This window comes from Aliiroseovarius sp. xm-d-517 (genome assembly GCF_013283135.1).
Lineage (GTDB): Bacteria > Pseudomonadota > Alphaproteobacteria > Rhodobacterales > Rhodobacteraceae > Aliiroseovarius > Aliiroseovarius crassostreae.
Genome location: NZ_WBXT01000001.1, coordinates 2,053,049 through 2,068,062, shown reverse-complemented (window position 1 = coordinate 2,068,062; position 15,014 = coordinate 2,053,049). Strand labels below are relative to the sequence as shown.

Here is a 15,014-nt window from a genome sequence, read left to right as displayed (position 1 = left end):
CAAAACCATTCCTGGTCAATCGAACCCACTTTTGTATTTCACCGGTGGGAGACGGTTTCCGGTTTAGGTTTACAGCACCGTGTCAAAGGCTGTCGCAAGTTTCTCGACCAGTTCGTCAATCTGCTCTTCCGTAATGATAAAGGGCGGGGCGAGCAGGATGTGGTCGCCATGTTTCCCGTCACGGGTGCCGGACATCGGGTAACAGATCAATCCAGCGGCAAAGGCCGCTTTCTTGATTTTGCCTGCCACACCCATTGCCGGATCAAACGGGGTTTTCGTGTCACGGTCAGCGACCAGTTCAAGGCCACGGAACAATCCGCGCCCCCGGATGTCGCCCACATTCGGGTGTTGGCCAAAGCGCGCTTCCAGAGCAGCCTGCAGCTTATCGCCCATTGTGGCCGCGCGCGCGGGCAGGTCACGGCTGGTCAGCTCTGTCACCACCGCCAGGGCCGCCGCGGTGGCGACCGGATGGCCCAGATAGGTGTGCCCGTGCTGGAAAAACCCTGATCCGTTTTCGATTGCGGCATATATCTTGTCGGTGCAGAGCATCGCTCCGATTGGCTGATACCCTGCCCCCAGCCCCTTGGCGATGCACAGGATATCCGGGGCGATGCCGTCATGGTCGCAGGCAAACAGATGTCCGGTACGCCCCATGCCACACATCACCTCATCCAGGATCAGCAGCACACCATATTGATCACAGATCTCGCGGATGCGCTTGTAATACCCGTCCACGGAGGGAACCGCGCCAAGCGTGGCGCCGACCACCGGTTCGGCCATGAACGCCATCACGCTATTCGGCCCAAGACGCAGAATTTCACTCTCAAGCTCGTTGGCGACACGCTGCCCATAGTCAAAGCTGCTTTCGCCATCCTTCCGGCCCACATATTCGTAACAGGGTGCGATATGGCTCATCTCGACCAGAAGCGGGGCGAACTGGGCGCGGCGCCATTCATTGCCCCCCGCAGACAGGGCGCCCAACGTGTTGCCGTGATAGCTTTGTTTGCGGGCAATGACCCGGCGCCGTTCCGGCTGACCGATTTCAAGGAAATACTGCCGGGCCAGCTTGATTGCGCTTTCGGTGGCTTCTGACCCACCGGACACGAAATAGACCCGATCGAGAGCGCCGGGGGCGTGCTGGATCAGCAGCCTTGCCAATGCCTCGGCGGGTTCTGAGGTCATAAAGCCGGAATGGGCAAAGGCGATTTTCTCTACCTGCTCCTGAACCGCCTTGATTACCGCCGGGTTTGAATGCCCCAGACAGGACACGGCGGCGTCGCCGCAATCAAGGTATTTCTGACCTTTGTCGTCAATCAGATAGGCCCCGTCCCCGGTCATGGCGGTGGGAAGGGTGGCTTGGGTGTGGCGGGGAAATACGTGGCTTTTCTGGCTCATGCCACATCTCCTTTCAGGCGGGATATCAGGGCGGCAACCGATGCTGCGTTGTCAGCCCAGGGGGTGTCGTGTTCGTCGGTCAGCCCGTTTTCAAAACCCACCCGAAGGTCGCCGCCAAGATGGGCGGCACGGGTGAGACAGGCATGTTCCTGCGGGCCAAATGCGCAGACCATCCAGGGGTCTTTGGGTGTGCCATTTGTCAGAAACGGTTCCAGATCAGCAGGGCGCGAGATTTGCCCGGTTGCATAGCGTCCCAGCACCAAAAGGCGGTCAACCTGCCCGGCGCGCACAATTCCCTGTGCCTGCCAATGCGCCAGCAATGCCGCATCGTCGGTATCATAGAGGATATGCTGAACCCGTGTGCCCTGCGCTGCACACGCCCCATAGACCTGCTCTGCGAGGCTGGGGTCGCGGGCAATTTCGCGGACGGAGATCGACGCCCATTCTGGCGCAACCTGTTTCAGGCAGGCCAGTTGGGCCGCAACATCAAACAGGCCCGCAGCCTCGGTGGTGATCTGGATATCAAGCCCGGGGGCAGTGTCCTTAATCGCCGTGATTGTCTCAAGATAACGTCCCGCATCCAGAGAATGGGTGCCGTCCTTATCCCTGACATGCAGGTGAACACCATGTGCCCCAACCGCGTGACAGGCAGCAGAGGTGGCAACGATCTCATCCAATGTGACGGGAAGGGCAGGGTGATCGCTGTGGGTGCGACGGGCGCCATTTGGGGCAAACAGAATATAGGGATGTGCCATGTCAATCCTAGCATCTTGTGCATGGGGCTTGCTTTGCTTGCGGAAATCCACGAGCCGCTGATCCGTGATTTCGACATCAAGCATGGTGTTACTGGCTTTGTCCAGATGCTGTTTTCAGGCGCGAAAACGTTTCGACTTTCACCTGAGACAGGAAAGTGCCGCACAAGATATAAATGCCGTGGCAGGAGAATTTCCCTGGACCCGAATAGGAAATCTTTTAGGGGTCCAGGGCAGATGGTGCTCAAATACTCCGGGTCACTCACACCCCGGAAGCTCTTTCGCGATCAATGCCCATCATGCGAGTGGGCAAGTCCATCCCCAATTGGCAAACCGCCGATACGGTATAGGTAGGTCATGGTGGCCGACGGTGAAAGCGTTCAACTCATGGATGTTTAACATCAGGCGCGTTGCGTTTCTTTTCTGGCGCGGATTGTTGCGTTTCTCCGTCGCCACCCTTCTTGAACTCGCTGGGTTGCATCCCCCAGATCTGGCGGAAACGGCGCGCAAAACTGGAGGGGTGGGTGTAGCCACAGGCCTGATACACCTCTTTGACCGCCATGCCTCTGCGCAGCAGGGTGGCTGCGTGTTCAACCCGGCGCTGGGACAGAAGCTGAGAAAAACTTTGCCCGAACAGGAGGGTCAGCTTGCGTTGCAAGCTGCGTTTGCTGAGGGCGCACAGCTGTGCCAGATCATCCACAGAGAAATCTGGCTGATCGAGATGGGCGACCAGATGGGCTTCGATCTGACCCCGCAATCTTTCGTCGGCGGGCGCAAGTTCGACATTCTCAAGTGGCGCATCATGTTGTGTGTGTTGCGCGCGCACATGTGTGCGGATTGCGTCGTAATTGTTCAGCCGCAGACGTATCCGCGCGATCAGGGTTTCGATGTCGAAAGGTTTGGTCAGATAATCATCGGCACTGACCGACAGACCCTCGCGTATCGAATGGTCCCCTGACAGCGCGGTCAGAAACAGCACCTGAATATGGGATGTCTCCGGGCATTCCTTGATCTCGCGGATCAGGTCAAACCCGCTGCCATCGGGCAGCATGACATCGCAGATAATAAGGTGAAGCGGATATTTCTGCACCATGCGGCGCGCGGTGCTGCAGGAGGCCGCGCTGTGTATTTTACCCAGCTCCCCAAGGGCACCCGTCAGGTAATGGCGCAGCTCGCGGTCATCCTCAACGATCAGGATCTGGGGCTGCGTTTCGCTGTCTGGTCCATCCGAGTTACGAGCCTGCGTATGCGCTGGGCGAGTATGGCGCGCAGGAAACCGCAGAGTGATTGTCGCCGGATCAGGCGCTGCAAGGATATCAGCTCCGCTGCGCTGCACCAGTGCGCCCACAATTTCACCGCCACGGGTTGGCACGTTCTGATCTTCTGGCAGGTGCCCCTGAAGGGTTTTGATAAACTCCTCAGACAGGCTTGCGGTATTGCTGACCTTCATCTTCAATACCTGGTTTTCAAGGGCAATCTGCACCTCGATGGCGCCCCCTCTTGGCGTATGCCGGATTGCATTTGACAGGAGGTTGTGGGTGATCAGTTCAAGCGCCTCGAGGTCAACTGTGGCGACCCCCAGATTGCCCAGCTCTGTCTGAAAGCGAACGCCATGCAGGGCGGCACTGTCTTGGTAAAGGGACAGAATCGGCTCGATCACCCCATCCAGATTGGCAATGACATGCTGGCTGGGATCGGTCCTGTTCTGCCTGCTTCCTTCTGACATCTCTTCGCTCAGCTGCGTCAGCCGGGCCACGGCGCGGGTGACCAGCGTCAGGAGTTTCTGGTTTTGCGGGCTGAGCTTGGCGGTTTTCTCGATGCTCTGAAGGGGGGCTTTGATCAATGAGATCGGGGTGCGGATTTCATGGGCAGCACGGGCGTAAAACTGCGCCCGGTCCTTGTCGGCGGCAACCAGTTTGCGGGTTTTCTCCTGCACCATGGCTTCCAGCACGGATGTGCGTTGCTGAAGGGCCCGGTTGCGCAGCCATGGGATGAACAGGATTGCGGGAACCAAGAGCAGTAAATATGCCACCCACGCATACCAGCGCAGGTAAAGGGGGGCCGAGACCGAAAAGCTCAGAACCTGTTCCGGTCCTGTGACATTGCCGGCGCTGATCCCCTGAAACCGCAGATCATAAGATCCGGGCTGCAGGTTTTCACGGCGCAGTTTGTGCACAGAGCCTGTGGCCTCCTGCCACTGGGTATCCACCGGATCCAGGCGCCAGCGCAGCCGGTTGGCAACAGGATCGGTGTAATGCGCCACCGTAATCGCCATATCAAGCGTGGCGGGTGAGACCCTTTCATAATTCGGGGCTGGGGTGATCTGCCTACCCTGTTCGTCAAGTTGGATGTAACTGACAAGTGGCGGCATATGATTGGACTGCAGCAAGTCGGGGTGAAACAGAGACAGACCATTCACACCGCCAACCGCCAGGGTGCCATCGCGTAAAGCGGTATAGGCGTTGAAATTGAACTCGGCCCCTTGCAGCCCATCGCGGCTTTTGTAAACCGCAATGTCTCCGTCGCTCGGGGAATACCGGGCCAGCCCATTGTTGGTGGTGATCCAGATCTGCCCCTGCTGGTCGGGCAAAAGGCTGTAGATGGTTTCGTTCGGCAACCCATCCGCGCGCCCGATGCGGTCCAGACGCTTCATGTCCTTTGACAGGATGGTTATGCCAGCCTGGGTGCCAACCAGCATGCGCCCATCGGGCAGGCAATAGATCGCCCGCACGTCATTGTCATCGAAATAGGCCGCCCCCGAAAAGGTTTGCGTCTCACCGGTTTCCGGGTTGAACCGGGTCAGACCTCCGCTGGTGCCGATCCAGATATTGCCCTCTGGGCCCTCGTACAGGCCGCGGGTGCGGCTGTGGGGCAGGGCGCCATTGTCTTTGTGGAGGTGGCGGATCGGTTGCAGGTTGTCGTCCAGCGTGAAAACGCCAGAATGGGTGCCGACCCAGATTTGTCCGTGCTGATCACGCAGCAAAAGCCGGACGAACCGGTCATGGAACAGCGCGTTTCCGCCCTCTTCCGACACCGGGGTCAGGGTTTTCGTGCGCCAGTCGTAAAGGTGCAGGCCGTGGCGGCGAAGGGCGAGCAGCAGGTGATCCCCCAGGGGTAGGATGGCGCGCACATCCTGGTCGCCCTTGCCCAGATCCACGCGTTCAAACCGCTTTTCGTCCCGGATCAGCCGGTCGAGCCCCTTTTTGGACCCAACCCAAAGTGACTTCCCCACCCCCTCGGTCATGGACCAGATCGTGGCAGAGATAGGCCCCGCATCCCCTTCGGGATTGGCGAAATAGGTTTCAAACGGATCCGGGTATTGCGACAGGTTGCTGACGCCGCGGTCATAGGTTCCCGCCCAGATGCGCCCCATTTTTCCTGCGGTCAGGGCAATGACCGTGTCGCTTCCAAGGCGAAGGGGCTGACCCGGATGTGCCCGGTAATTGACGGTGTCGCCGGTGACAGGATCATGCACAAAGATGCCATGTGACCAGGTGCCAAACCAAAGACGCCCATCCTGCCCCTGGCTGATGCTTTCCACATCATTGTCGGGCAGGCTGATCGGTTGGCTAACCGTCAGGCTGGACGGGTCCAGAAGGTTCAGCCCCCCCTCTTCGGTGCCGATCCAGACCTGGTCCTGATCATCTGCGAACAAGGCCATGATCCGATCACCGCTCAGGTCGGAATTGTCCCGGCGAATGGGGCGAATATTGTCGCCCTCATCATCAATCAGAAGCAATCCCCGAGCCTGTGTGCCCACCAGCAGGCGACCGTCCTTAAGGTGCAAAAGGCGCAGGGCCGCATTGGGGTCAATAACGTCTTCCGCGTCAATCACCGGAAGCATTCCCGAAGGAGGGGCGGCCTTCAGCGCAGCGTTGACCCGATCTGGTGGCAGTTTCACAACACCCGCCCCGGTGGCGACCCATACGGCGCCATCCGGTTTGAACGCAAAGTCATAGGTGTCATTCAGAAGGGTGGTTTGGGCAGCGCCATCCGGGGCGCGAAACCCGGTCAGAAACTCCGCAGATTGGGAGTAGACGCTGACGCCACCGCCCAATGTTGCAACCCAGATACGCCCCTGAAGATCCTCTTTCAGCCCAAAGATATAGTTTGTCTGCAAGCCATGATTGGGGGTTTCACTGCGATATAAATAGCTGAACCGGGCACCGTCAAAAATGCTGATTCCGTCCCCGGTGGCAAACCACATCCGGCCATCATGCGCCGGGTAGATCGCGTGGACGGTGCTTTGCGACAGACCATCATCAATGGTCAGCTGGCGCGCCATTTTCGGAGTATCCCCCAGCGCCGCTTGGCACAGCCCGAGGGTAAGGAGCCAGATCCCCAGTATCAGTTTCCGCATCGCATCCCCCGTTGCCTGCCCTGTTTGTCTGCCCTGTTTGTTTGGCCCGTTTGTTTGTCCTGTCCGTCAGCCATCACCCCATAGCGCCTTGGGGTTGATCTTAGCTTTGTGGCGGGGAAAAGCCATCTTTTCCCTGTATTCCTCATCATGTGCTCGTAGGAGGGAAAAAACGGTGGCGCAATTGCTCAAAAGGTTAGGGTCAGGTTGGGAAATACTTGGATTTGAAGCGGGCGAATTCACGGTCAGAGGGTTTTTTATCCGTATATACCTCTACATAATCCGGCATCCGATTGATGCGCTCTTCAAGGGCCTCGCTGACCTGCATCGAAATGTAGCCGATCTGGGTATACAGAACCGTCATGCTGCGCACCTCGGCCTGCTTGTCGGAAAATCCGAACCGACGATACATATCGGCAATGGCGCGGGCGCGCAGGCGGTCTGAATGTTCGATCTTGCGTTGCAGGTCGGGGTCGTTGCGGGCCCAGTTGCGGATCGCCAGATCCAGCCGGGAATCGAACAGGTCCGCGTCTAGCCAACACTCGAACAGGTTCAGCATCGCTTCGGTGATCGTGTCGGCATAGGCTTCGGTCTGCCGGATCAGGTTGCCGGTATTTTTTGCGTCCCACCGGGCGATCATCGCGTCCAGCAGCGCCTCGCGATCCTTGAAATACCAATAGAACCCGGACCGCGTAAGTCCCAGTTTTTTCGAGAGAACACCAACCTTTACGGCCTCCACACCACTTTCGGTCAGGACCTCATATGCGGCGGATAGCCAGGCATTTTCTGCCCCCTGGCGCTTGGAGCTTTCCAACTTTGTCATGATCTGAATTTAGTATTTCTTGACACAGGTGTCAATTTTAATGACGCTACTGTCTATACACCTTTGCGAATGGGAGGACGCCATGGTTGATCAAAGCGCAGCGCCGGTGCGAAGCAGGCGGCGAAAGCGGGGTGCGGGCGAAACACGCAGCGGCCAACCCGGCCAGAATCCGCATCTTGAGGTGCCCTTCATCACGCGGGGCATCCCGACTTATGACCTTCTGGAAGAGGGGGCGCTGGTCGAGATTGAACAGACAGCTGAGCGCATCCTGTCAGAGATCGGCATCGAGTTTCGTGAAGACCCGGACACGGTAGAGATGTTCCGCCGGGCCGGGGCCGAGGTGACAGAGCTTACCGCCGAGAGCTGGAACCTGAAATTCGCACCGGGCATGGTCCGCCAGATCCTGTCCACCGCGCCGTCCAAATTCACCCAGCACGCGCGCAACCCGAAAAACAATGTCGAGATCGGCGAGGATGCGATGGTATTCGCGCCCGCCTATGGCTCGCCCTTCGTGATGGATCTGGACAAGGGGCGGCGCTATGGCACGATCGAGGATTTTCAGAACCTGATCAAGCTTGGGCAAAGCTCACCCTGGCTGCACCATTCTGGCGGCACGATCTGTGAACCCACCGATATCGCGGTGAACAAACGCCATCTGGATATGGTTTACAGCCACATCAAATACTCGGATCGCGCCTTTCTTGGTTCGATCACCGCGCCAGAACGGGCCGAAGACAGCATCGAGATGACCCGCATCCTGTTTGGCTCTGATTACGTGGATCAGAACTGCGTGATCATGGGGAATTTCAACACCACCTCACCGATGGTGATGGATGGGGTCACAACGCAGGGCATCCGGGCCTATGCGCGCGCGGGGCAGGGGTCCATCCACCTGCCCTTCCTTCTGGGGGGCGCGGTCAGCCCGCTGACCATGGCGGGGTCGATTGCGCAATGCCTGGCGGAAACCATGGTGTCAGCAGCTCTTACGCAATTGGAGCGGCCAGGCGCGCCTGCGATCCTTGGCAGTTTCCTCAGCTCGATGTCGCTCCGTTCTGGCTCGCCCACATTTGGAACACCGGAGCCGGCACTGGGGTCACTGGTGATGGGGCAACTGGCGCGGCGCCTGAACATGCCGCTGCGCTGCGCGGGCAATTTCTCGACCTCGAAATTGCCGGATGCACAGGCGATGCAGCAATCCATGATGTCCATGATGTCCGCTGTGCAATGCGGGGCCAATTTCATCCTGCATTCGGCGGGCTTTCTGGATGGGCTGTTGTCGATGTCATACGAGAAATTCGTGATGGACACCGATATGTGCGGTGCGCTGCACGCCTACCTGAACGGGATTGCGGTCAACGAGGACACACTTGGATTTGAGGCGCTGGCCGAAGGCGGGCCGGGGGCGCATCTGTTCTCAACCGCCCACACCCTGCGCCACTATCAGACCGCCTATTATGACAGTGCGCTGGATGACAACCAGCCGTGGGAAACATGGGATGAACAGGGCGGCATTGATGCTGCAACCCGCGCCAACCAGCGTTGGAAACAGCTGTTGAACGACTACGAAGCGCCGCCCTTGGACGACGCCGTGAACGACGCGCTGTGTGACTTCATGGCGCGCAAAAAGGCCGCGATGGCCGACATGTGGTATTGAGGAGAGACAGATGTCCAAAGATCCGCTGCTGCAGCCCTTTCAGCTGAAACATCTGACCCTGAAAAACCGGATCATGACCACCAGTCATGAACCGGCCTACCCCGAGGACGGGATGCCGAAACAACGCTATGCGGCCTATCACGCAGAACGCGCCCGGGCTGGGGTGGCTCTGGCGATGACGGCGGGGTCGGCGGCGGTGTCGCGCAACAGCCCGCCGGTTTTCAACAATATCCTCGCCTATAAGGACGAAGTGGTGCCGTGGATCCGGCAGCTGACTGACGGTTGCCATGAACATGGCTGCGCGGTGATGATCCAGCTGACCCATCTGGGGCGGCGCACCCATTGGGCCAAGGGGGATTGGCTGCCTGCCGTGTCCTCGACCAAACACCGTGAACCCGCCCACCATGCTTTTCCGAAACTTGCGGAAGACTGGGACATTGAGAATGTCATCGCTGATTTCACCGACGCAGCTGAGCGGATGAAAGCGGGCGGGATGGACGGGGTTGAAATCATGACCCATGGCCATCTGCTTGATCAGTTCATCTCGCCCCTGTCCAATGATCTGGACGGTCCTTACGGGCGTGCGACGCTGGAAAACCGCCTGCGCCTGACCAATGACATCATCGCCTCTGTCCGCAAACGGGTGGGTGACGACTTTGTTGTCGGCGTGCGTTTTGCACCTGACGAGGCGCAGGCCGGTGGTGTCGACGAAGAGATGGGGCTGGAGATCGCCCGGATCTTCGAGGCAAACGGCGATGTGGATTACCTCAATATCAACCGGGGGCGCATCCATACCGACCCGGCCATGACCGACATGATCCCGGTGCAGGGGATGAAAAATGCCCCGCATCTGGATTTTGCCGGGCGGGTCAAGGCGGCGGTCACCCTGCCGGTGTTTCACGCGTCGAAAATTCCCGATGTGGCCACCGCGCGCCACGCCATTGCCTCGGGCCAGCTTGATATGGTCGGCATGACCCGCGCGCATATGGCCGATCCGCATGTGGTGCGCAAAATCATTGAGGGGCGCGAGGATGACATCCGCCCCTGTGTCGGTGCCACCTATTGTCTGGACCGGATCTATGGCGCGGGTGAGGCCCTGTGCATCCACAACGCTGCCACCGGGCGCGAGCTGACCATGCCGCATGAGGTTACGCCCGCAGATGAGACAAAGAAAGTGGTTGTCATCGGTGCCGGCCCCGGCGGTCTGGAGGCCGCGCGGGTTGCAGCTGAGCGCGGCCATGAGGTCATCGTGTTCGAAGCGCAGCCGGATCCCGGAGGGCAGCTGCGCCTGGCTGCGCTTTCCCCACGTCGTCGCGAGATGATCTCGATCATCGACTGGCGCATGGCGCAATGTGCCGCCCGTGACGTGGAGTTTCGGTTCAACAGCTGGGCTGAGGCCGAGGATGTGCGCGCACTGGATCCCGATGTGGTTATTGTCGCCACAGGTGGTCTGCCCAATACCGAACTGTTCGAACAGCGTGGAGACGCAGCCAATGTGGTCACCGCATGGGACATTATCGCGGGTGATGTGAAACCCGCAGAGCATGTGCTGATCTATGACGAAAGCGGTGATCATCCGGGGCTTCAGGCCGCAGAAATGGCCGCCCATGCCGGGTCCAGGGTTGAGGTGATGACCCCGGACCGCACCTTTGCACCGGACATCATGGCGATGAACCTCGTGCCCTATATGCGCGCGCTTCAGGACAAGGACGTTACCTTCACCGTCACCCGCCGCCTGTTGGATGTGGCCAGGGATGGCAACAAACTGACCGCAACGATCGGCACTGATTATTCGGATTTCACCCGCACGGCGCAATATGATCAGGTTGTTGTGAACTATGGCACCTTGCCGATGGATGAGCTCTATTTCGCACTGCGCGAGGAAAGCTCGAACCGGGGGGCGGTTGATCAGGAGGCGCTGATCGAAGGGCGCCCGCAGACGCTCCGGCGCAACCCGGAGGGCAAGTTCCAGCTGTTTCGCATCGGTGACGCCGTGTCCGCACGCAATTGCCATGCCGCGATTTATGATGCGTTGCGGCTGGTCAAGGATCTCTGACGCGGAAACCGGAGTGCGCCAATGCCTTTCCCCCATATCTTCAAACCGGTTCGGCTGCGTCACAAGACGCTGAAAAACCGCGTGGTGTTCGGGGCGCATACCACCAATATGTCCCAAGACGGCCTGCCCGGGGATCAGCATCTGGCCTATTACCGCGAACGCGCCATCGGGGGCGCTGCGATGATTGTGGTTGAGCCGATGCCGGTGCATCCGGCAGCGGTGCTGACCCGTGGCAATTTTCGCCCCTCCACGGATGAGGTGATCCCCCATTTCAGGCGGATCACCGAGGTGGGGCAGGCCCATGGCGCGGTGATGATCCAGCAGCTTTACCATGTGGGCGCGCATGGGGATTGGGACAATTCCTGGCACGCCAACTGGTCACCTTCGGGCGGGCCAAGCTATCACGACAATGATGGCAGCCATGCCATGTCCGAAGCTGAGATCGAAGAGACCATCCAGTCTTTCGTCGATGCGGCCGTCAGGTGTCAAAAGGCAGGTTTCGACGGGGTCGAAGTCTGGGCCGCCTATCATTGTCTGATTGACCAGTTCTGGACCCCGTTTTCGAACCAGCGAGAGGACAAATGGGGCGGGTCGCTGGAAAATCGCACCCGGTTTTCGCGTGAGATCCTGAAACGCATCCGGTCTGCCTGTGGCGACAATTTCATCATCGGGCTGTCTGTTGCCGATGAACCGGATGTCGAGGCTGCCCTCAGCCGCGAAGACACCGCCGAAATTGTCGCGCTGCATGATGCGGAGCAACTGATGGATTATGTCACCTGCGGGTCGGGTGGGTATTTCGATTTCTACAAGCTGATGCCCACTTTTCTCTATGGCGAAAAGCTCGGCGTGGATCTGGCAGCCCGGCTGAAATCCGTCATCAAACACGCGCTGGTCACGGCAGAAAGCCATATCCGAACCCCGGAAAATGCCAATACGGTTCTGGGCGCGGGCGAGGCGGACCTTGTCTCCATCGTGCGCGGGCAGATTGCCGATCCGCATCTGGTGGCAAAGGCGGGAGAAGATCGCGCAGAGGATATCCGTGGCTGCCTGTCGTGCAACCAGCAATGCTGGGGGCGGCGGGGGCGGGATTACTGGATTTCATGCCTGATCAACCCGTCGGTCGGGCGCGAGCATGAATGGGGCGGGGATCGATTCAGTAAGGTGCAATCCCCACGCAATGTGCTTGTGGTCGGGGCTGGTCCGGCCGGACTGGAATGTGCCCGTGTGGCGGCGGAACGCGGGCACCGGGTCACCTTGGCCGAAGCAGGCCCGGCGCTGGGTGGACAGTTTCGGCTGGCAGGGCTGCAACCACGGCGCGCGCAGATCAGCGACCTGATCGATTGGTATCAACGCCAGCTCACCGCGCTGGGTGTCGAGATCCGCTACAACACCTATCTGGATGCGGCTGAGGTTGCGGCGTTCGGCGCGGACCATATTGTCGATGCAACAGGCTCTGTTCCGGCTGGAAACGGGTTTCAGAAGGGGCTGGCACATGTCGGCACCCTGCCGGGTATCGAGCGGGGAAATGTGTTCAGTGCCGAGGATGTCATGGCCCGCGATGCCCGTCTGGGGAAGGCCGTGATCGTATTGGACGAAGGGGGCAACTGGCGCGGTATTGGCACCGCATGGAAGCTGGCCCAGGACGGTCATGACGTGACCATTGTCACCCCGGACCCGGTGGTGGGCAAAGAGTTGCTCCGATCTGCCGCCGATCTTCCGGCACGCAAGCAACTGGCCCGGCTTGGCGTGCGCTTTGTAACCGAAACCGTGGTGACGGGCTGGTCGGATCAGGGGGATGTCATTGGGGCTGTCTGCGGGGCCGACTGTGTCAGTATCCTGACCGGAGAGACCTGCCGGATCCCAGCCAACAGCCTTGTGCTTGCCACTGCGGAACGGGTCGGCATGGGTCTGAAGCAGGAATTGCGGGCAATGGGGTTGGAACCGGTTCTGATCGGGGACGCCCATGCGCCCCGCAATGCCGCCGCAGCCTTTTACGACGGGCGGCGTGCGGGGCTGGCCCTCTGATCGGGCAGTTTGGCGCTGGAAAACAAGGCAAAGGCCACAACTCCGCGCTGGCCTCATCCGGTCATCAGTGCTAATCCCTGTGCCGAAGAATTGACTGCAAGAGGCGAGAAAACATGCCAGCTTACCGTTCCAGAACGTCGACCCATGGTCGTAACATGGCGGGTGCCCGCGGATTGTGGCGCGCGACCGGGATGAAGGATGACGATTTTGGCAAGCCGATCATCGCCATCGTGAACAGCTTTACCCAGTTCGTGCCGGGGCACGTCCACCTCAAGGATCTGGGCCAGATGGTTGCGCGCGAGGTTGAAGCGGCTGGCGGTGTGGCCAAGGAATTCAATACCATTGCGGTGGATGACGGCATTGCCATGGGCCATGACGGGATGCTCTATTCCCTGCCATCGCGCGAAGTGATCGCGGACAGCGTGGAATATATGGTCAACGCGCACTGTGCCGACGCGATGGTCTGTATCTCGAACTGCGACAAGATCACCCCCGGAATGCTAATGGCCGCTATGCGCCTGAATATTCCGGTGATCTTCGTCTCTGGTGGTCCGATGGAAGCGGGCAAGATCGACATTGCCGATCTGGACGCCAAGAAGATCGACCTTGTGGATGCGATGGTTGCCGCCGCCGATGACAGCTTCACCGATGAGCAGGTCCAGCATATCGAAGAAAACGCCTGCCCGACCTGTGGGTCGTGTTCGGGCATGTTCACCGCAAACTCGATGAACTGTCTGGCCGAGGCGCTGGGGCTGGCGCTGCCGGGTAATGGCTCGACGCTGGCGACCCACGCGGACCGTAAGGGCCTGTTTCTGGAAGCGGGCCGCAAGATCGTTGAGATCACCAAGCGTCACTATCAGGGTGAAGAAAAAGGCTTGCTGCCGCGCGAAATCGCAACTTTTGAAGCGTTCGAAAACGCCATGTCGCTGGACATCGCTATGGGCGGGTCCACGAACACGGTTCTGCACCTTTTGGCCATCGCCAACGAAGGCGAGGTTGATTTCGACATGACCGACATGGACCGTCTGTCGCGCAAAGTGCCCTGCCTGTGCAAAGTTGCGCCGAACATCCACAACGTCCACATGGAAGACGTGCACCGTGCCGGTGGCATCTTCTCGATCCTGGGTGAACTCTCGCGCGCTGGGCTGCTGCACAATGACGTGCCGACCGTGCATTCCTCCACAATGGGCGAGGCGATTGCCAAATGGGACATCAAGGTCGCCAATAACCCCGAGGCCGAACAGCTCTTTAAAGCAGCCCCCGGCGGTGTGCGCACCACCAAGGCGTTCTCGACTGAAAACCGGTTCAAGGAACTGGACACCGACCGCGAAACCGGCGTGATCCGCTCGGCTGAACATGCGTTCTCGAAAGATGGCGGTCTGGCCGTTCTGTTCGGCAATATCGCCGAAGATGGCTGCATCGTGAAAACCGCCGGTGTGGATGAAAGCATCCTGACCTTCACCGGCACGGCCCATGTCTGCGAAAGCCAGGACGCCGCCGTGAACAACATCCTGACCGGCAAGGTCAAGGAAGGCGACGTGGTTGTCATCCGCTACGAAGGGCCGCGCGGTGGGCCGGGGATGCAGGAAATGCTCTACCCGACCAGCTATCTGAAATCGAAAGGTCTGGGCAAAGCCTGTGCGCTGCTGACGGATGGTCGCTTCTCGGGGGGGACCTCGGGCCTGTCCATCGGCCACGCCTCGCCAGAGGCCGCTGAAGGCGGTGCCATCGGTCTGGTGCAGGACGGCGACAAGATCGAGATCGACATCCCCAACCGCACCATCAATCTCGCCATCTCGGACGAGGAAATGGCCGCGCGCCGCAAGGAACAGGATGCCAAGGGCTGGAAACCCGCCGAGCCGCGCAAGCGCAAGGTCTCGAAGGCGCTGAAAGCCTATGCAATGCTGGCGTCTTCCGCGGCGAAAGGCGCGGTGCGCGTGATCGACTGATCC

8 protein-coding genes are annotated in these 15,014 nt (G+C 59.6%); 4 read left to right on the top strand and 4 right to left on the bottom strand.

Annotated elements, in window-relative coordinates:
* Positions 1-69: 69 nt before the first annotated feature.
* From XMD517_RS09970 to XMD517_RS09955, 4 genes are all read right to left on the bottom strand, one after another.
* Positions 70-1,395, bottom strand: coding sequence for an aspartate aminotransferase family protein (locus XMD517_RS09970; protein WP_173486144.1), 1,326 nt, complete (start codon positions 1,393-1,395; stop codon positions 70-72).
* The gene (locus XMD517_RS09965) at positions 1,392-2,234 is read right to left on the bottom strand and encodes a 3-keto-5-aminohexanoate cleavage protein (RefSeq protein WP_371734349.1); all 843 of its coding nucleotides are present in this window, start codon (positions 2,232-2,234) and stop codon (positions 1,392-1,394) included. Before XMD517_RS09965 ends, XMD517_RS09970 begins: the two co-directional genes overlap by 4 nt.
* Positions 2,235-2,532: 298 nt before the next feature.
* Positions 2,533-6,507 (bottom strand): two-component regulator propeller domain-containing protein, encoded by a 3,975-nt coding sequence (locus XMD517_RS09960; protein WP_173486143.1) that lies wholly within the window; start codon positions 6,505-6,507, stop codon positions 2,533-2,535.
* Positions 6,508-6,706: 199 nt separating this feature from the next.
* The gene (locus tag XMD517_RS09955; protein ID WP_173486142.1) at positions 6,707-7,327 is read right to left on the bottom strand and encodes a TetR/AcrR family transcriptional regulator; all 621 of its coding nucleotides are present in this window, start codon (positions 7,325-7,327) and stop codon (positions 6,707-6,709) included.
* An 82-nt stretch (positions 7,328-7,409) separates the two neighbouring features.
* Here XMD517_RS09955 and XMD517_RS09950 point away from each other — a divergent pair, with 82 nt between their 5' ends.
* The 4 genes from XMD517_RS09950 (at position 7,410) to ilvD (ending at position 15,011) form a co-directional block, all read left to right on the top strand.
* The gene (locus XMD517_RS09950; protein WP_173486141.1) at positions 7,410-8,981 is read left to right on the top strand and encodes a trimethylamine methyltransferase family protein; all 1,572 of its coding nucleotides are present in this window, start codon (positions 7,410-7,412) and stop codon (positions 8,979-8,981) included.
* A gap of 10 nt (positions 8,982-8,991) precedes the next feature.
* Positions 8,992-11,037, top strand: coding sequence for an NADH:flavin oxidoreductase (locus XMD517_RS09945; protein WP_173486140.1), 2,046 nt, complete (start codon positions 8,992-8,994; stop codon positions 11,035-11,037).
* 21 nt (positions 11,038-11,058) lie between these two features.
* Positions 11,059-13,062: an FAD-dependent oxidoreductase gene (locus XMD517_RS09940; protein ID WP_173486139.1), complete on the top strand. Its 2,004-nt coding sequence runs from the start codon at positions 11,059-11,061 to the stop codon at positions 13,060-13,062.
* A gap of 113 nt (positions 13,063-13,175) precedes the next feature.
* Entirely contained in the window at positions 13,176-15,011 is a 1,836-nt protein-coding gene (ilvD, locus tag XMD517_RS09935; RefSeq protein ID WP_173486138.1) for a dihydroxy-acid dehydratase, read from the top strand.
* Positions 15,012-15,014 lie beyond the last annotated feature (3 nt).

What these genes read in the sequence shown, in the direction of transcription:
- XMD517_RS09970 (WP_173486144.1), bottom strand. Translation starts at nt 1,395, where the DNA reads ATGAGCCAGAAAAGCCACGTATTTCCCCGCCACACCCAAGCCACCCTT.
- XMD517_RS09965 (WP_371734349.1), bottom strand. Translation starts at nt 2,234, where the DNA reads ATGCTTGATGTCGAAATCACGGATCAGCGGCTCGTGGATTTCCGCAAG.
- XMD517_RS09960 (WP_173486143.1), bottom strand. Translation starts at nt 6,507, where the DNA reads ATGCGGAAACTGATACTGGGGATCTGGCTCCTTACCCTCGGGCTGTGC.
- XMD517_RS09955 (WP_173486142.1), bottom strand. Translation starts at nt 7,327, where the DNA reads ATGACAAAGTTGGAAAGCTCCAAGCGCCAGGGGGCAGAAAATGCCTGG.
- XMD517_RS09950 (WP_173486141.1), top strand. Translation starts at nt 7,410, where the DNA reads ATGGTTGATCAAAGCGCAGCGCCGGTGCGAAGCAGGCGGCGAAAGCGG.
- XMD517_RS09945 (WP_173486140.1), top strand. Translation starts at nt 8,992, where the DNA reads ATGTCCAAAGATCCGCTGCTGCAGCCCTTTCAGCTGAAACATCTGACC.
- XMD517_RS09940 (WP_173486139.1), top strand. Translation starts at nt 11,059, where the DNA reads ATGCCTTTCCCCCATATCTTCAAACCGGTTCGGCTGCGTCACAAGACG.
- ilvD (WP_173486138.1), top strand. Translation starts at nt 13,176, where the DNA reads ATGCCAGCTTACCGTTCCAGAACGTCGACCCATGGTCGTAACATGGCG.